Genomic DNA, 17,239 nt, shown 5'->3' on the forward strand with positions numbered 1-17,239 from the left:
CTGCCGGCTCTGTCACTGGCCTGGGGCCTGTGGGACACCAGCTCCGGCATGGCCGGTGACCTCGCCGACGCCGACCGCCGACGCCTGGACCGCTCCGGCGTACGTGAGATGAGCACGACCGACGGACTTTCTCTCCTCGATGCCGCATCCGCCTCCGGCCTGCACGCTGTGGTCCCCATCCATCTGGACCTCAGAGCTCTGTCCTCGGCGGACGAGGTGCCTCCGCTCTTCCGGGGGCTGGTCCGGCGCGCACCGCATCGGGCCGTCACCTCCTCCGGCAGCGCCCCAGCTGCCCTGCGGCACCGGCTCACCGGGCTCGACGCGGCCGAACGGGAGCGGGAGCTGCTCGCCCTCGTCCTGCGGCGCGCAGCGGCGCTTTTGGGGCACAGCAGCCCGGAGGCGGTCGACACCCAGCAGACCTTCCTCGAAGCGGGCTTCGACTCGCTCAGCGCCGTAGAACTCCGCAACGGGCTACAGACCGACCTCGCCGTTCCCCTGTCGCCGATGGCCGTCTTCGACAGCGGCAGTCCCGAGGCCCTGGCCCGGCGGCTGTCCGAGGAAGTCACCACCCAGCCGGCCGGACTTCCGCCGTCCGGTACGGAAGGCGCCGACACAGTCAGCGAGCTGTTCCGCGACGCAGTGCGGACCGGTGACTCCACCAGCGGATTCGCCCTGCTGCGGGCGGTCGCTGATCTCCGACCACGCTTCGCGTCCGCCGCGGAACTCGGTGCGGCGCCGGCACCGGTCAGGATCGCGGACGGCCCGAATGCCCTGCGCCTGATCTGCCTCAGCACCCCCATGGCGACCGGGGGCATGCACCAGCACGCCCGGCTTGCAGCGCACTTCCGCGGCGTACGCCCGGTCAGCACCCTGCCGACGCCGGGTTTCACCCGGGGTGACAGCCTGCCCGGTTCGGTCGATGCGCTCGTGGCAGTGCTCGCAGAGGGTGTGCTGGCCGCGGCCCAAGGTGATCCCTACGTCCTGTTCGGCTACTCCTCGGGCGGTCTCCTCGCGTACGCGACTGCCGCGCATCTCGAGCGGCTGGGCGCCGGTCCCGCGGGAGTCGTGCTCGTGGACACCTACCGGGTCTCGGGTTCCGGCGTCAGCGCCGGATTCTTCCATCAGATGGCCGTCGCGCTCGTTGAACAGGACGCGGAGTTCGGGCTCTTCGACAGCACCGGACTGTCCGCCATGACCCGCTACTTCGACCTGCTGCCGACGTTCTCCCTGGACCCCGTCGAGGCACCCGTCCTCTTCCTTGCCGCGGACCGGTCCTTCATGCCGGCCGGCGAGGCGACGGGGGACGACGAATGGCGGGCAACCCCCTGGCATCCGGAGCACACCCTCCGGACCGTGCCCGCCACCCACTTCACCATCATCGAGGACGACGCCGAGCCGACAGCGGCCCTGGTCGAGGAGTGGCTCGACACCCTGTCCCCGATCCGACCTACCGTACGAGGTGTTTGAGATGTCCCTCGCCCCCAGCGCCAAGGGGACCGTGCCGTTCGGCGACCACCGGACCTGGTACCAGGTCACCGGCGACCTGAACTCCGACCGGCCCGCCCTCGTCGTCGTGCACGGCGGCCCGGGAAGCACCCACGACTACCTCCGCAATCTCGCGGTGTTCGGAGCCGTCGGGTGGCCTGTGGTCCACTACGACCAGATCGGCAACGGCGGTTCGACCCACCTACCGGACGAAGGAGCTGATTTCTTCACGCCCCAGCTCTTCCTGGATGAGCTGGACAACCTGCTCGACAAGCTGGGCATCGCCGACAACTACGTGCTGTTCGGTCAGTCCTGGGGCGGGCTGCTCGTCGCCCGGCACGCGGCCGCCCGGCCAGCTGGGCTGCGCGGGCTGGTCATCGCCAACGCCCCGGCCTCCTACCCGCTCTGGCTGGCGGAAATGGCCGTGCTCCGCGCGCAGTTGCCGGATGGTGTGAACGACGTGCTGCTGCACCATGAAGCCGCCGGCACCACGGACAGCGATGAGTACCACGAGGCGATGCGGGTCTTCTACGAGAAGCACGTGTGCCGTCTCAAGCCCTGGCCGCGGGACTACCAGGCGTCCTTCTACGAGATCTCCAATGACCCCACGGTGTACTTCGCGATGAACGGGCCCAGCGAGTTCCACGTCATCGGTTCCCTGAAGGGCTGGGGGGTCGAGGACTGCCTGCCGGACATCGCAGTTCCCACGCTGGTGCTCTCGGGCCGCCATGACGAAGCCACCCCGAAGACGGTGCGGCCCTACGCGGAACTCATCCCGGACGCGCGCTGGGAGATCTTCGAGGAATCCAGCCATCTGCCCCACCTGGAGGAGCCGGAGGCGTTCATCGGGGTGATGGTCGAATACCTGAAGGGCCTGGACCGGTAGTGGGAGAGGGATAGGGGACTGGTAGGGGTGTCGTCCCGCGCGGCACCCCCCAATACTGAGGCCCATGCCGAATAATATGCGCGCTGGAAGTGCCGTCGTATTCCCGGGCATGGGTCCGACGCGTTTCACCGACGTCGCGAAATTCATGGTGGTGAATCCGGTGGCTCGGAAGCTGGTCGCTGCCGCGGATGAACGGCTCGGATATTCATTGCTCGACCGCTACCGAGAGGCCGAGGGCGACTACAGTCACGGTGCGCAGATCGCATTCTTCGTGAATTCCGTGGCGCTCGCCCGATGGGCTGTGGACGAGCTTGGCGTGGACCCGGAGTTCTGCACCGGACCGAGCTTCGGAGGCAAGGCCGCAGCCGTGTTCTCGGGGGCCCTGGACTTCGCAGACGGAGTGTGGCTGACGGCCGAGTTCGCGCGGTGTCTGGACGAGTACTTCGCGGTGGAGCACACCGACGTGGTGACACTGTCCTTCGCCCGGATCCCGCCGGAGCGGCTGGCGGAGATTACGGGCGAGCTCGATCAGCAGGGGGTATGGCACGAGATGTCGTGCCGGGTGGACGACGACCTCGCCATGCTGACTCTGAGCAGCAGCCGTATCGACTGGCTCCGGCAGCAGTTGCGCGCCGCGGGTGGTATGCCGCTGTACACCATGGCCCCGCCCATGCACTGCTCCGTCTTCGACGGACTCGCCCGCAAGGCGGCCGACGAGGTGCTGGATCGCCTGGAGTTCATCGATCCAGCCATCCCCGTGGTGGCCGACCAGGACGGCAGCGTGCGGGACACCGCCGACGGCGTCCGCCGGATGCTGCTGGACGGCTTCGTCCGTCCGGTCCAGTGGCCGCAGGTGGTCGCCGCGCTCAGGGAGCGGAACGTGGAAACGGTGTACGTCTGCGGACAGGACGCCCTGTTCGGCCGCGTCGCCTGCACCACCTCGGCCTTCCGCGTCACCCCGGTCGATGCCCGGCTCGCCATGCGCCCGCCACGTCGCCCCGCCGTGGTGTGAAGTCCACCGGGCGCCCCGGCTCGCCCGCCGGGTGCGCCCGCCGACCTCGTTCAGGCCGCTTTGTCGGACACCTTCTGCAGTACGCCCCACAGCCGGCCCGGCGTCGCGAAGTTGTCCATCGTCAGCGCGTCGTCCACGAACCGGACGTCGTAGTGCTGCTCCAGCCGGGCCAGCAGGTCCACCACGCCGAGAGAATCAAGTCCCAGATCGCGGAGGTCCGTTTCCTCAGTGAGTCTTTCATCGCCGGCGAGAAACGGCAGATAACTACGCAGAATTTCCTCGAACTGCCCGTCCCACATCATAGGCCCACCCTTCAAGGTATGTGGTGTCGCAAGTTGCGAACTCGATGTTATGGCGGGCGGGCTGGAATAGGCAACAGTTTTCGTCATCAATTGAGGAGAACCGTGAACGTGAACAATTCCCGGGCTGGCGGGCATGCATTGTACGAACGATTTCTGCGTGGTTTGCAGCAGTCGCCGGACCGTCCGGCCGTCCGGCTCGGCGAGTCCGTCATCACCTATCGGGCGGCTCATGAACAGGCCCTGCTGTGGGCCGGCGCCCTGCGGGCTGCCGAGCGGCCGGCGGATGTGGTCGGTGTGCTGGCAGGCAAAAGCACCGAGGCTTACGTCGGCATTCTCGCCGGGCTCTGCGCCGGGGCCACCGTAGTGCCGCTGCACCCCGGATTCCCCGCGGCCCGGACCCGTCGGATGCTGGAGCTCGCGGGGGTGACCGCACTGATCGTCGACGAGTCCGGCATGGCGGTGCTGCCCGAAACGCTCGGCGCCGGTACGAACGTCGCGGTGCTCGCGACCCGCGACTTCACCGCCCAGGCGACCGTGCCCCTGATCCCGGCAAACGCCGCGTACGCGCTTGAGGCACCGCGCCCCGTCGCCCCCTCCGACGTTGCGTACATGCTGTTCACGTCGGGATCGACCGGCACGCCCAAGGGCGTTCCCCTCACGCACGGCAACACCGCGCACTACTTCCGGCTCATCGACGAGCGCTACGACTTCACGCCGCACGACGTCTTCACGCAGACCTTCGACCTCAACTTCGACTGTGCGATGTTCGACGTGTTCTGCGCCTGGGGAGCGGCGGCCTGCGTCGTGCCCCCGCCGGCGCAGGCATACCGGGACATGCCGGCCTTCATCGCGGAGCACGGGGTCACGGTCTGGTTCTCCACGCCGAGCGCGATCCCGTTGGTCCGGAGGATGGGCGGGCTCACTCCCGGCGCGATGCCCGGTCTGCGCTGGAGCTTCTTCGCCGGCGAGGCGCTGCGCTGTGAGGACGCGGCCGACTGGCAGGCAGCCGCACCCGCGTCGGCGGTGGAGAACCTCTACGGGCCCACGGAACTCACCGTCACCGTGACCGCGCACCGCTGGGATCCCCAGATCTCCCCGGTGCTGGGCGTCAACGGCCAGGTGCCGATCGGTACGCTGCACGAGGGGCACGAGGCGATCCTGCTCACCGAGGACGGTGGACTGTCCGCCACCGAGGGGGAGTTGTGCATCACCGGCCCCCAGCGCACACCCGGCTATCTCGACCCGGCCTACAACGCGGGCCGGTTCACGGAGCACAACGGCCGCACCTGGTACCGCACGGGCGACCGGGTGCGCAGGCTGGACCACGGTGAGCTGATCTACCTCGGCCGGCTGGATGCCCAAGTGCAGGTGCAGGGCTGGCGGGTGGAGCTCGCCGAGGTCGAGCACGCGCTGCGAGAGTGCCCGGGCATCGACGAGGCCGTCACGGTGCCCCGGGTGGTCGACGGGAACACCGAACTCGTGGTGTTCTACACGGGCGAGGCGGTGCGGCCGGCTGAACTGGCCAAGGCGCTGAGGCAGGTTCTGCCGCAAGGGATGCTGCCCCGGCACTACGAGCATGTCGCGGAACTGCCGCTGAACTTCAACCGCAAGGTGGACCGGCTCGCCCTGGCGAATCGGGCGTTGGAACTGGCGGAGGAGGAGCGGGTCAGTGGTCGGCCGAAGTGGTCGCCTGCAACCCGGTGACGATGGTGCGCAGAGCCCGCGAGAGGTCCTCACCGGTGGGGGCGTTCTCCGGGTCGATGAGCCACTGGGCCATCACGCCGGTGAGCAGGGCCTGGTAGAAGGAGCCGACCGCGCGGACACTGCGTTCGTCGGTCTGGCTCTCGCCCGGCGCGAAGGTCTCGCCTATACCGACGCGGGCTTCCTCCAGGCCCCTCGCCAAGGCCTGGCGCACCTCCGGCACATGCTCGATCTGCGTGAAAGCCTCGAAGTTCGCCGCCCACAGCTGACGGTGGGTGGCGAACAGTTCGATCACCCGGGTCCAAATGGCCTCGAATTCCTCGAACGGCGACGCCTGAGTGTCGTGGCCGGAGGCCATGGCCTTCTCCAGCGCCTCGCCCCATTCGGCGTTGGCCTGGATGAGGGCTTCGTTGAGGAGCGCTTCCTTGGAGCCGTAGTGATACCCGATGGACGCGAGATTGGCACCCGAGGCGGCCACGATGTCACGGGCGGTCGTCCGTGCGTAGCCCTTCTCGATCAGGCACTGCTTCGCGCCGACGAGCAGATCGTTGCGGTGTCCCATTGCTTCACACTACCCGAGGATTCATACGTTTGTCTCACGCGGCTGTATAGACGGCTCGCCGGGGCCTGCCTGTCGGTGGGGGAAGGCGTTTCGACGGCGGTGTTCAGACGGCCGAAGGCGCGATGCGGCTCCGGATCAGGTCGGTCACGGTGGCGGCGTGCCGGTTCAAGAAGAAGTGACCGCCGGGGAAGACACGCAGCTCGAAGCCGGCCACGGTGTGCTCGCCCCAGGCGTTCGCCTCGTCGATGTCGGTGACCGGGTCGGCGTCTCCGGTCAGCGTGAGGACCGGGCACGGCAACGGGGCACCGGGAACGTAGCGGTATGTCTCCACGGCCTGGTAGTCGCTACGGATCACGGGCAGGAAGAGCGCCCGGAGTTCCTCGTCGTCCAACAGCCGGGACTCGGTGCCGTCCAGCCGCTGCATCTCGGCCAGGACTCCGGCATCGTCCTGCAGGTGCACGTTCTCCTGCCGGGTCCGCGACGGCGCTCTGCGGCCGGAGACGATCAGCGACAGGGGCACCGTACCCTCGGCCACGAGCCTACGCGCCACCTCGAAGGCCACCATCGCACCCATGCTGTGCCCGAACAGGGTCAAAGGCCGGTCCGTCCACGGCGCCAGCGCCTGCACCGACTGCGCCGCCAGCTCGTCGATGGTGCGCAGGCAGGGCTCGGTGCGGCGGTCCTGGCGGCCCGGATACTGCATGGCCAGAACGTCGACGTCGGGAGAGAGTGATGCGGAGACGCCGTGGTAGTAGCTGGCCGCACCACCGGCGTGCGGAAAGCAGACCAGCCGGCTGTCGGCATCCGGGGCCGGGTGAAAGCGGCGGACCCAATCCGTCGTGCCCTGAACCTTATTGCTCACGTCCATGCATCCCTTGCACTCGGCTGTGTGGCGCCTTCGACGCAGGTTTTCATCCCGCCCTACGGCCTTCCAACCCCTAGCCCGCAGCAGCCCGTTACCGGCTCACCGGGTCGCAGCCGGTTAGGGGTACCCCCAGCTCCGTCTAGGGGTTGTGACCCACCAGGGCATCCATAGGCTCGTCGGAAGCGCGAAGCAACCGAGGGAGCACGATGAGCGAGAATCCCGCGGCGGTTACCGGACCGTCCGACGAATTGGGCGTCGACAGCACCCTGTCCAAGGGGGCACGGCTCGAGGAGGGCCGGCCCGGGGACCTCCTGGTCGAGGACGTCCTGGTCGAAGAGGTCTCGATCGACGGCATGTGCGGTGTCTACTGACTCCCCCGCCGCCCCGTTCGACCTCGATGCCGCGTGGCAGGTGCACCCGCAGGTGTCGGTCCGCCCCGAACGGTTCGGCGCACTGCTCTACCACTTCGGCACCCGGCGGTTGTCCTTCGTGAAGGATCCCCTGCTGCTCACGGTGGTCCGCACCCTCACCGAGCGCCCCAGTGCCCGCGAGGCGTGCACGCGGGCAGGCATCCCCGCCGGAGAGCTGCCGCGATTCGGCGCCGCGCTGGCCGCGCTCGCCGCATCACGCATGATCTGTGAGAGGAGCGCGGCATGACCGTCGCACCGCTGCCACTGACCGAGCAGTTCCAGTACGGCCTCGATGCACCGATCTGCCTCACCTGGGAGCTGACCTACGGCTGCAACCTCTCCTGCGTGCACTGTCTGTCCAGCTCCGGGCGGCGCGACCCACGTGAGCTGACCACGGCTGAATGCACCGCACTCATCGACGAGTTCGAGCGCATGCAGGTCTTCTACGTGAACATCGGGGGCGGCGAACCGACCATCCGGCCCGACTTCTGGGACCTCGTCGACTACGCCACCGGCCACCACGTGGGCGTCAAGTTCTCGACCAACGGCGTCCGCATCACGCCCGACGTGGCTCAGCGCCTCGCCGCCCGTGACTACGTGGATGTGCAGATCTCCCTGGACGGCGCCACCGAGGCCGTCAACGACGCGGTGCGCGGGGCTGGTTCGTACCGCACCGCGCTGCGTGCCATGGAGAACCTCGCCGCAGCCAGCTTCGCCGGCTTCAAGCTGTCGACAGTGGTGACCCGGGAAAATGCCGGGCAGCTCGACGCGTTCAAGGCCCTCGCCGATCGGTTCGGCGCCCAGCTGCGGCTTACCAGGCTACGGCCGTCCGGCCGCGGCGCCGACACCTGGCACCGGCTGCACCCCACCCCCGAACAGCAGCGTGCGCTCTACGACTGGCTCGTGGAGCACGGAGAGCAGGTCCTCACGGGCGACTCCTTCTTCCACCTCGCCGCCTATGGCCGGCAGTTGCCCGGTCTCAATCTGTGCGGTGCGGGCCGGGTCGTCTGCCTCGTCGACCCCGTGGGCGATGTCTACGCCTGCCCGTTCGCCATCCACGACGACTTCCGCGCGGGAAACGTCCGCGACGAGGGCGGATTCACCCGGGTGTGGCGGGAGTCCGCGCTCTTCGCCGACATCAGGCGCCCGCAGACCGGGGGCGCCTGCACCTCCTGCTCCGCCTTCGACGCCTGCCGCGGCGGCTGCATGGCCGCCAAGTTCTTCACCGGCCTGCCCCTCGACGGGCCTGACCCCGAGTGCGTCAAGGGCCACGGCGGCGCGGCCCTCGCCGCCGTGGCTCCCGGCAGCGCCCCCCGGCCGTCGGCCGACCACTCACACTTGACCCGCCCCCGCGGTCCCGTTCCGGTGCCCCTCGGGCTCCGTCGACCGCCGGACCGTGCCTGTGACGAGGACCCACTGGCCGGATTCACCGCCGCGGGCGACTGACATGGTCCCCACACGATCCCCCCGCCCGGCCCGCCGCAGCCCCTGGCTGGCCGACCTGGCCTGGCCAGAGATCGGAGAGCTCGCGCAGGAGGGCGCTGTTCTCGCCGTGCCGCTCGGAGCCACCGAGCAGCACGGTCCGCACCTCCCCCTGTCCTGCGACACCGACATCGCCGTCGCACTGTGCGAGGGCCTCGCCGCCGCGCGCTCCGACATTCTGATCGCGCCGCCGCTCGGCTACGGCTCCAGCGGGGAACATGCCGGCTTCGCCGGCACCCTCTCGATCGGACAGCAGGCCACCGAGCTGCTCGTCCTCGAACTGGGGCGCTCCGCCACCGAGACCTTCCGGCATGTGGTGTTCGTCTCCGCGCACGGCGGAAACGCCGAGCCGGTGCAGCGGGCCGTCGAACGTCTGCGGGCCGAGTCCCGCGATATCGCCCTGCACATGCCGAGCTGGCGTGGCGACCCGCACGCAGGCCGCCCCGAGACCTCCCTGCTCATGGAGGTGCGGCCGACAGTCGTCCGGCCGCACCTGGCCGTCCCCGGCGACACCCGTCCGCTGGGCGAACTGATGCCGATGCTGCGCACAGGAGGCCTGCGGGCCGTCACCGCCACCGGCGTGCTGGGCGACCCCACCGGCGCCAGCGCGCCCGAAGGCCGTTCGCTGCTCGACTCTCTCACCGCCGCACTGATCCGCGACGTCGAATCCTGGCGCAGGAAGGACTCGACATGACCGGCACCGCCAGGGTCGCCCTGGTCACCGGCGCCGCCCGGGGCATCGGCGCGGCGACGGTACGGGCGCTCGCCGAGCAGGGCTGGTCCGTCCTCGCCCTCGACCGGGCCGCCGACGACCCTGCGCTCCCGTACCCAATGGGCACGGCGGACCAACTCGCCGATGTCGTCCGGGAAGCAGGCTCGCCCGGACAGGTTCGTGCGCACATCGCCGACGTGCGGGACCGCACCGCACTCGCGGCGGCCGTCGCGGAGGCCGAGGACCGCTGGGGCGGCCTCGACGCGGCGGTTGCCGCCGCCGGTGTGATCGCGGGCGGCGTGCCGCTCTGGGAGGTCCCCGCCGACCAGGAACAGGCCGTGCTCGACGTCGATCTCGGCGGCGTCGTCGCCCTCGCTCGCGCGGCTCTTCCCGCCCTGCTACGCCGCCCAGCACCCCGGCAGGGGCGCTTTCTCGCGGTGGCCTCCGCCGCCGCCACGCGAGGGCTGCCCATGCTCGCGGCATACTGCGCCGCGAAGGCCGGTGTGACCGGCCTGATCCGCGCCCTCGGCGCCGAGCTGGCCGACACCGGCGTGACCGCCAACGCCGTCAGCCCCGGCTCGACCGCGACCCCGATCCTCGATGAGAGCGCACGCCTCTACGGCCTCCGCGCAGCACAGGACTTCGCCGTCCAGCAGCCGCAACGGCGGCTGCTCGACCCCGCCGAGGTCGCCGCCGTCCTGACGTTCCTGGCAAGCCCGTCGAGCAGCGGCATGACCGGCGCCGTCATTCCCGTCGACGGAGGGCTCGCCCTGTGACCGAACCGCTGCCGCCCGGCTTCCGGATCGTCCTGGACCCTGCCACCCGCCGACACACCGCACAGCTGTGGACCGGCGGCTCGCCCACCCGCGCCCTCCGGCTGACCACCGCCGGCCGAGCCGCGTGGCGGGAAGTGAGCGGGGGACCCGTCGTCACCCGGGCCGCAGGCGAACTCGCCCGGCGGTTCACCGACGCCGGCCTGGCCCACCCCTGCCCCCCGGAACCGACCGGCGCGCTGAACGTCACGGTGGTCATCCCCGTCCGGGACCGCGCCCCCGTGCTCGACCGCTGCCTGACGGCTCTCGGACACGAGCACTCCGTCATCGTGGTGGACGATGCCTCCCAGGACGCGCAGGCCGTGGCCGAGACAGCCGCACGGCACGGCGCCACCTTGTTGCGGCGGGCGGTCAACGGCGGCCCGGGACCCGCCCGCGACACCGCTCTCCCCCACATCACGACGGATCTCGTGGCCTTCGTCGACAGCGATTGCCTGCCGGCCCCGGGCTGGCTCCGACGTCTCGCCGCCCACTTCGCCGACCCGATGGTCGCCGCCGTGGCACCCCGTATCGTCGGCGTGGCACCGCGCACGTGGGCGGGCCGCTACACGACCGCCAACGGAAGCCTCGATCTGGGCGACCAGCCGGCCCGCGTGGTCCCCGGCACCCGGGTCGGCTACGTGCCGACCGCCACTCTGGTCGCCCGCCGCGCAGCTCTGCTCGACGTCGCCCGCGACGGCCGGGTCTTCGACCCGGCGCTGCGCTTCGGCGAGGACGTCGATCTCGTCTGGCGGCTGCACGCCGGGGGCTGGCGGATCCGCTACGACCCCGGCGTCCGCATCGGTCACGCCGAGCCCGCGACGTGGCGCCGACTGCTCGCCAGGCACTTCCGGTACGGCACCTCGGCCGCACCGCTCTCCCGACGCCACCCGGAGCACGTGCCCCCGCTCGTGCTCCGGGGCGGGCATGCAGCGGTGGTCTCAGCCCTGCTCGCCGGATGGCCCGGCTTGGCTGCGGCGGCCTTCTGCGGTTCGGCCGGCGCCATGGCCCGCACCCTGCATGCGGCCGGCCTGCCGGCCCGGGGGGCCGTTCCCGGAACGCTCGCCGCTACGGGGCACACCTGGGTGGCCGTCGGGAGGTACGGCACCCAGTTCGCCGCTCCCGTGCTGCTCGCTCTCGCGGCGGCGCCGGGCGGCCGCACCCCGGCCCGGCGCCGGGCCCGCCGCGCCGCATGGGGATCGCTGCTGCTCGGGCCCCCACTGGCGGCCTGGGCGGTACGCCGCTCGGGCCTCGACCCGGTCCGCTTCGCCCTCGGCGGGATCATGGACGACATCGCCTACGGGCTCGGCGTATGGGCGGGCTGCATCACCGAGCGCACCACCCTGCCCCTCCGCCCGCGGCTCCTCCGGCGGCCCACGCGCCCCGGAACCGCGCCGCGGACACGAAGCACGCCCACTCCCTGAGGCACCCGAGACAAGAGGTTTCACCACCATGGTCAACGCCTGGTTCGAAACGGTTGCCGAGGCACAGCGCCGCGCCAAGAGGCGGCTGCCCCCCTCGGTCCACAAAGCCATCGTGGCCGGTTCCGAAAGAGGGCTCACGTTGCGGAACAACGTCGCGGCCTTCGACGAGCTGGGCTTCGCCCCGCACACCGCGGGCCACAGCAGCGAGCGGGACCTGACCACGACCGTGATGGGCCGGACACTCGCCCTCCCCGTGCTGATCTCCCCAGCCGGGGTGCAGGCGGTGCACCCCGAGGGCGAGGTCGCCGTCGCCCGCGCGGCCGCCACCCGCGGCACCGCGATCGGCCTGAGCTCCTTCGGCAGCAAGCCGGTTGAGGAGGTCGTCGAGGCGAACCCTGCGACGTTCTTCCAGATCTACTGGAGCGGGACGCGGGAAGAGATCCTGGCCCGCATGGAGCGTGCCAGGTCCGCCGGCGCGGCCGGGCTGATCGCCACCCTCGACTGGTCGTTCTCGCACGCCCGCGACTGGGGCAGTCCACACATACCAGAGCGGCTGACTCTGAAGGAGGCCCTCCGCTTCGCTCCGCAAGGCCTCACCCACCCCGGATGGCTTCTGTCGTTCGCCAGGGCGGGCCACGTGCCCGACCTCACCGTGCCGAACATGACCGAGCGCGGCGGCGAGGCCCCCACGTTCTTCGGCGCTTACGGCCAGTGGATGCAGACGCCGCCCCCCAGTTGGGAAGATGTGCGGTGGCTGCGCGAGCAGTGGGGCGGGCCGTTCATGCTCAAGGGCGTGACGCGCGTCGACGACGCGCTGCGCGCAGTGGACTGCGGAGTGACCGCGATCTCGGTGTCGAACCACGGCGGCAACAACCTCGACGGCACCCCCGCCACCATCCGCACCCTCCCCGCCGTCGCCGAAGCCGTTGGCGACCATGTTGAGGTCCTGCTCGACGGTGGCGTACGGCGCGGCAGCGACGTCGTCAAGGCTCTCGCCCTCGGCGCCCGAGCCGTCATGATCGGTCGCGCCTACCTCTGGGGCCTTGCCGCCAACGGCCAAGCCGGCGTGGAGAACGTCCTCGACATCCTGCGCAACGGCATCGACTCGGCGTTGCTCGGGCTGGGCCGCACCTCCGTAGGGGAGTTGGGCAGGAGCGACCTCGTCATCCCTGACGGCTTCGAGCGCGCGCTCGGCCTCCCGCGGAGCTAACCGGGCACGACCTGCGGCTCCGGTCGGCAGCGCAGCGCTGCCGACCGGAGCCCGCGTTTGTCAACGGACGGTCCGGCAATCCCCGTCGGAGGATGTACGACGGACACTGTTCTCGGGGTCGCCCCATGCCGCCTTCCCGGGCCCGATGCGCCCCCAGACCCTGCCGGCATTGGCGTGGCCATCTCCATCACCGGTCGCGGTCCAGGTACTTGAGGACCGCGAGGACTCGGCGGTTGTCGTCGTCCGACGGCGGCAGGCCCAGTTTTCCGAAGATGTTCGACGTGTGTTTGGCTACCGACCGCTCGGTGATGAAGAGTTGCGCGGCGATGGCGGCATTGGACCGTCCGCCCGCCATCAGCTCCAGCACCTCCAGTTCGCGCGGCGACAGCCCCTTCACCGAGCTCTCGGTCGAACGCAATGACATCAGCTGCGAGATGACCTGCGGGTCCATCGCCGCGCCACCGGCCGCGACCCGCCGTACCGCGTCGATGAACTGATCGGCGTGGAAGACCCGGTCCTTGAGGAGATAACCGATGCCGCCGCTTCCGTCGGCCATCAACTCACGGGCGTACAGGTGCTCCACGTGCTGCGAGAGGACCAGCACCGGCAGCCCGGGCCGCTCCCGGCGGGCGGCGAGGGCGCACTGCAGGCCCTCGTCCGTCTGGGACGGCGGAAGCCTGACATCGACCACCGCGACGTCCATCTCGACCTCTGCGAAGGCACGGGTGAGTTCGGGCCCGGTCTCAACGGCTGCGACGACCTCGAAGTCGTGCGCTTCCAGCATCCGCACCAGGCCATCCCGCAGCAGGAAGAGATCTTCGGCGACGACAACGCGCAAGGCAACTCCATGATGGCTGCGGTGAGGCCGCCCGCGGAACTGCCGACGGCCCAGTACGCCACTGAAAGTACCGCGCCGCCGCTGGCACACGTCCGATGATCCGACTGTTTCAAGGCGCGGCTGTTCATGTACGCGTCGGGAAGCAAAAGGCGCCCACCGAAGGTGGCGTCAGATACACCCCCCTATCCGGGTCCCTACCCCAGTGCGAGGAACGCCCGGGCAGTCGAGACTGGAGACGCACTAGAGGAATCGGTTCCGACGGAGGAGAAACGGGTGAACAAGACAAGGGCTCTGGGCGCCTTGCTCACGGCCGCACAGGGGCTTGCGCTGGCCATCGCCTCACTGGTGGGAGGGGTCGTGCTGGTCGTGCTGTCGATCGTGTCCATCGCCCTGATCCCCATCGGCATCGGCGCCTTCACGACGCCGCTCGTACTGTCGGCGGTGCGCGCACACGCCAATCTGCGCCGGCAGCTCACCGCCGACTGGGGCGGTATGCGGGTCCCCGTCCCGTACCGCCCGTTCCCCTCCGACATGCGCACGGGCATCGTCGGGATCATGGAGCGCTGCAGCCTGATGGTGAAGGACCCGGCGACCTGGCGCGACCTGCGGTGGCTCGTCATCGACATGACCGCAGGCTTCACCACCGCTGTGTTGCCCCCCGCACTGACCGTCTACGGTGTCCACGGCATCCTCCTGCTGTTCGGCCTGTGGCAGCCGCTCGCCAACGGCGACGGCGAGAACTGGTACACCTTCATCCCCGTCACCGGTTGGGGCACCGCCTTCCTCGCCGCACTGGTCGGCGCGGGCCTGCTCGCCGCGTCCAGCGGCCTCAACCCTCAACTGCTGCGCGTCCACTTTCTGCTCAGCCGCAACCAGTTGGCGCCGCCCCGGGAGGTGGCGCTGAACGAGCGGATCGACCAGCTCACCGAGACCCGGCATGAGGCCCTGGACGCGTCCGCCGCCGAACTGCGCCGTATCGAACGGGACCTGCACGACGGCGCGCAGGCCCGGCTGGTCGCCATGGGCATGAATTTCGGGACGATCGAGGCGCTGATGGACAAGGACCCCGCGCACGCGAAGGCGCTGCTGGCGCAGGCCCGCGAGACCTCCGCCGAGGCGCTCACCGAGCTGCGGGGCCTGGTGCGGGGTATCCACCCGCCGGTGCTGGCCGAGCGCGGTCTGGGCGATGCGGTACGGGCTCTGGCGCTGCGGATGCCGATGACCGTCAAGGTCGACATCGATGTGCCAGGTCGGGCCGACGAGCCGGTGGAGTCGGCAGCGTACTTCGCGATCAGCGAGGCGCTGACCAACGCGGCGAAGCACTCGAACGCCCAGCAGGTATCGGTCGACATCCACCATCGTGACGGCATGCTGCGGATCAGCGTCTGCGACGACGGCCAGGGCGGCGCGAGCATCGGGCAGGGTTCTGGCCTCGCGGGGATCGAGCGGCGGCTCGGCGCCTTCGACGGGGTGTTCGCAGTCAGTAGCCCGACCGGCGGTCCCACGATGGTCACCATGGAGATCCCGTGCCGGCTCACCTGGGGCGGCCCGGCCGAGTAGCCGATCCATCACGCTCCCGAGCACCGCACGGCGGCCGGCCGGAACGGTGCGACGGACCCGAACCGTACGGTTCCCTTATGGCTGGGAGCCACCGCCACGTCAACCACCTTGTAACACCCCGCAGTTGTTCTTGACGGTGGGCGTAGGGGGCCCGGCGCGAGCCCCCTACCACCCCCCTGTTCTGCGACTCGGAGTCGGTGCTCTCACATCACAGCCCGGCCACCCACGCCTCAACCACGCGAGCGGTGCACTCCGCCTCCTCCTCCACGATGGTGAAGTGGGTGGCGGGCACAAGCCGGTGAGTGTGCGGAGTGAACCAGGGCGCGGCCCGCCAGGCGTGGCCGGCCTCGGCCGCCTGCTCCGCCGCCAGAAATGGTTCATCGGCGCCGACGAACAGCACCGGGGTCTCCAGCTCAGCGAGATCGAACCGCGGCAGCAGGTCGAAGTATGCGCTCATCGCCGACAGCCCGGCGCTGGTGAACAGCCCGAACTCCTCATCGCGGTCGACCAGGGCCTCCGCCATCTGCTCGAAGACCTGCGCCTGCATACCGCCACCCGCTTCACCGGTCACGCGGTACGTGTCGACGAGCACCACCCCGTCGGGCTTCCGCCCTCCCCACTCCCGTGCTTCCTGTTCCAGCCGCAAGGCCGTAGCGTGCGCGAGTACGCCACCCGACGAGTAGCCGAGTAGCACGAACGGCTCTCCCTCGGACGCCTCCAGCACGCTCCGTGCGAGGACCTCCACGAGCGCGTCGACGGAGGCGGGAAGGCTGTCATGGGGCGTGAAGCCCGGGATCGGCAGGGTCGACACCCGGCGCAGTTCCCTGAAGTGCGCCGCGAAGCGCGCATGCTGATGCGTGCCGCCCGTGGCCATCGGCGAACTGAGGCAGATGATCCGAGTCCGGCCAGGGCCGTCCGCGAGTGTGACCGGTGCCGGGATACGGTCCAGCTCGGCCGCCGATCCGAACCTCGGCCGCAGCTCGGCCACAGCCCGCAGGAGACCGAACGCCTGGGTGGGCCGGCTCGCGCGAACCGCGTCCCGGAACAGTCCGGTGACGGTGTCGGTGGCGTCTCCGGCACTGGTGGCCGCCCCAATCGTCCCATCTCCGTGCACGCGGGACGGGGTGCCGGCGGCCGACTGTGCCGCGTACGCCTCCAGGAGGGTACGGGCGAGGCCTATCGGGTGCTTGCTGTCGAAGACCACCATCGGCGGCACGGACAGGCCGGTGGCGGACTGCAACGCGCTGCGCAGCTCCATCGAGGAGAGGGAATCGAACCCCGCCTCCAAGAAATCACGCTCGGGATTGATCGCGTCTGCGCTGCTGTGCCCGAGGACGGTCGCGGCCCGTTCGACGACGATGGCGAGCAGGGCTTCTTCGCGCTCCGCGTCGGTGCCCAAGGCGTCCAGACGGCGGAGGAGATCCACTGCTGCGGGCGAGGAGCCGGAGGCGGACGCGGAGGCGGTGCGGCGAGCCGGGCGCTGGATCAGCCCACGGTAGAGGGCGGGGAGTTCGCCCGCGCCGCTGGTTGCAGACGCCAGGGCCTTTATGTCGAGGTGGATGGGGACCAGCGCCGCGCTGGGAACGGTGGCAGCGGTGTCGAAGAGGGCCAGGCCCTGCTTCGAACTGAGTGCTGTGACGCCGGTGCGGGCCATGCGCTGGAGGTCGGCCTCGCTCAGGTCGCCCGCCATGCCTGCGGCCTCGTCCGCCCACAGGCCCCAGGCCAGGGACTGCGCCGGCAGACCGTGAGCGCGCCGATGGGTGGCCAGCGCGTCCAGGAACGCGTTCGCCGCCGCGTAGTTCCCCTGGCCGGGCGCCCCCAGGGTGCCCGCGGCAGAGGAGAAGGTGACGAAGGCGGTCACGTCGGGGCGCTCGACGGTCAGATGGTGGAGGTTGAGCGCGGCATCCACCTTCGGCCGCAGCACGGCGTCAAGACGGTCGGGGGTCAGGGAGGCGATCACGCCGTCGTCGAGGACACC

General features: G+C 70.4%; 17 protein-coding genes. 12 read left to right on the forward strand and 5 right to left on the reverse strand.

Translation table 11 applies throughout. From position 1 onward, the window contains the following. From ACWGI6_RS37600 to ACWGI6_RS37610, 3 genes are all read left to right on the forward strand, one after another. Window positions 1-1,467, forward strand: a 1,467-nt coding sequence (locus tag ACWGI6_RS37600) for a thioesterase domain-containing protein (protein WP_453271674.1), incomplete at its 5' end; no start/stop codon positions are given. Between the two features lies 1 nt (window position 1,468). Continuing rightward, window positions 1,469-2,371, forward strand: a complete 903-nt coding sequence (locus ACWGI6_RS37605) for a proline iminopeptidase-family hydrolase (RefSeq protein ID WP_453271675.1) — start codon at window positions 1,469-1,471, stop codon at window positions 2,369-2,371. 109 nt (window positions 2,372-2,480) lie between these two features. Then, window positions 2,481-3,383 (forward strand): ACP S-malonyltransferase, encoded by a 903-nt coding sequence (locus ACWGI6_RS37610; RefSeq protein WP_453271676.1) that lies wholly within the window; start codon window positions 2,481-2,483, stop codon window positions 3,381-3,383. A 50-nt stretch (window positions 3,384-3,433) separates the two neighbouring features. On the opposite strand, the gene ACWGI6_RS37615 is transcribed toward ACWGI6_RS37610, so the two are convergent. Next, window positions 3,434-3,820, reverse strand: coding sequence for an acyl carrier protein (locus tag ACWGI6_RS37615; RefSeq protein WP_453271677.1), 387 nt, complete (start codon window positions 3,818-3,820; stop codon window positions 3,434-3,436). Here ACWGI6_RS37615 and ACWGI6_RS37620 point away from each other — a divergent pair. Next, on the forward strand, window positions 3,794-5,389 hold the full coding sequence (locus ACWGI6_RS37620; protein WP_453271678.1) for an AMP-binding protein: 1,596 nt from the start codon (window positions 3,794-3,796) through the stop codon (window positions 5,387-5,389). The two genes, ACWGI6_RS37615 and ACWGI6_RS37620, sit on opposite strands and share 27 nt — an antisense overlap. Here the strand turns inward: ACWGI6_RS37620 and ACWGI6_RS37625 are convergent. Next, window positions 5,352-5,948 carry a TetR/AcrR family transcriptional regulator gene (locus ACWGI6_RS37625; RefSeq protein ID WP_453271679.1) on the reverse strand — a complete coding sequence of 199 codons (597 nt, stop codon included), beginning with the start codon at window positions 5,946-5,948 and terminating at the stop codon, window positions 5,352-5,354. The genes ACWGI6_RS37620 and ACWGI6_RS37625 overlap by 38 nt on opposite strands. A gap of 103 nt (window positions 5,949-6,051) precedes the next feature. Further along, window positions 6,052-6,816 (reverse strand): thioesterase II family protein, encoded by a 765-nt coding sequence (locus tag ACWGI6_RS37630; RefSeq protein WP_453271680.1) that lies wholly within the window; start codon window positions 6,814-6,816, stop codon window positions 6,052-6,054. A 203-nt stretch (window positions 6,817-7,019) separates the two neighbouring features. Here ACWGI6_RS37630 and mftA point away from each other — a divergent pair, with 203 nt between their 5' ends. Genes mftA through mftD form a run of 7 tightly spaced genes read left to right on the forward strand, consistent with a single transcriptional unit; the run spans window position 7,020 to window position 12,863 of the window. After that, window positions 7,020-7,184 carry a mycofactocin precursor MftA gene (gene mftA, locus ACWGI6_RS37635; RefSeq protein ID WP_453271681.1) on the forward strand — a complete coding sequence of 55 codons (165 nt, stop codon included), beginning with the start codon at window positions 7,020-7,022 and terminating at the stop codon, window positions 7,182-7,184. Next, window positions 7,174-7,470, forward strand: coding sequence for a mycofactocin biosynthesis chaperone MftB (mftB, locus tag ACWGI6_RS37640; RefSeq protein WP_453271682.1), 297 nt, complete (start codon window positions 7,174-7,176; stop codon window positions 7,468-7,470). The genes mftA and mftB overlap by 11 nt, the downstream gene beginning before the upstream one ends. Further along, on the forward strand, window positions 7,467-8,669 hold the full coding sequence (gene mftC, locus ACWGI6_RS37645) for a mycofactocin radical SAM maturase (protein WP_453271683.1): 1,203 nt from the start codon (window positions 7,467-7,469) through the stop codon (window positions 8,667-8,669). Before mftB ends, mftC begins: the two co-directional genes overlap by 4 nt. Before the next feature lies 1 nt (window position 8,670). Next, window positions 8,671-9,399: a mycofactocin biosynthesis peptidyl-dipeptidase MftE gene (gene mftE / locus ACWGI6_RS37650; protein WP_453271684.1), complete on the forward strand. Its 729-nt coding sequence runs from the start codon at window positions 8,671-8,673 to the stop codon at window positions 9,397-9,399. Further along, entirely contained in the window at window positions 9,396-10,193 is a 798-nt protein-coding gene (locus ACWGI6_RS37655) for a mycofactocin-coupled SDR family oxidoreductase (RefSeq protein ID WP_453271685.1), read from the forward strand. The genes mftE and ACWGI6_RS37655 overlap by 4 nt, the downstream gene beginning before the upstream one ends. Next, entirely contained in the window at window positions 10,190-11,653 is a 1,464-nt protein-coding gene (gene mftF, locus ACWGI6_RS37660; RefSeq protein WP_453271686.1) for a mycofactocin biosynthesis glycosyltransferase MftF, read from the forward strand. Before ACWGI6_RS37655 ends, mftF begins: the two co-directional genes overlap by 4 nt. Window positions 11,654-11,681: 28 nt before the next feature. After that, window positions 11,682-12,863 (forward strand): pre-mycofactocin synthase MftD, encoded by a 1,182-nt coding sequence (gene mftD / locus ACWGI6_RS37665; protein ID WP_453271687.1) that lies wholly within the window; start codon window positions 11,682-11,684, stop codon window positions 12,861-12,863. Between the two features lie 187 nt (window positions 12,864-13,050). On the opposite strand, the gene ACWGI6_RS37670 is transcribed toward mftD, so the two are convergent. Further along, window positions 13,051-13,701: a response regulator transcription factor gene (locus ACWGI6_RS37670; RefSeq protein WP_453271688.1), complete on the reverse strand. Its 651-nt coding sequence runs from the start codon at window positions 13,699-13,701 to the stop codon at window positions 13,051-13,053. A gap of 273 nt (window positions 13,702-13,974) precedes the next feature. Between ACWGI6_RS37670 and ACWGI6_RS37675 the strand changes: the two genes are divergently transcribed. Further along, window positions 13,975-15,261: a sensor histidine kinase gene (locus ACWGI6_RS37675; protein WP_453271689.1), complete on the forward strand. Its 1,287-nt coding sequence runs from the start codon at window positions 13,975-13,977 to the stop codon at window positions 15,259-15,261. 208 nt (window positions 15,262-15,469) lie between these two features. On the opposite strand, the gene ACWGI6_RS37680 is transcribed toward ACWGI6_RS37675, so the two are convergent. Continuing rightward, window positions 15,470-17,239: KR domain-containing protein (locus ACWGI6_RS37680; protein WP_453271690.1), on the reverse strand; the 1,770-nt coding region annotated here is incomplete at its 5' end.

The sequence above is a fragment of the Streptomyces sp. NPDC054786 genome (genome assembly GCF_053611685.1).